Raw genomic sequence first — 237 nt, forward strand, 5'->3', positions numbered from 1 at the left:
CCTCGGCCGGGGCCAGGTCGACGATGCCCGCGGAATTGACCAGGATGTCGATGCCGCCAAAGGCCTGCGTCACCGCATCGACGGCCGCGCCGATGCTGGCCGCGTCAGTCACGTCGCAGGCAAAGGCCTGCGCGTCGGGCAGGGCGGCTGCGGCATCCGTCGCGGCGGCCAGGTTCATGTCCAGCAGCGCGACGCGCGCGCCCTGGGCGGCAAAGGCCTGCGCGACGGCGGCGCCGA

The 237-nt window shown here is 74.3% G+C and carries 1 protein-coding gene; it reads right to left on the bottom strand.

Annotated features, from left to right (window positions below):
• Window positions 1-237 (bottom strand): SDR family oxidoreductase (locus TW83_RS18710; RefSeq protein WP_045984297.1); only part of this gene is annotated, 237 nt, incomplete at both ends.

It is taken from the genome of Paracoccus sp. S4493 (assembly GCF_000967735.1).
GTDB classification, from domain to species: Bacteria; Pseudomonadota; Alphaproteobacteria; order Rhodobacterales; family Rhodobacteraceae; genus Paracoccus; species Paracoccus marcusii.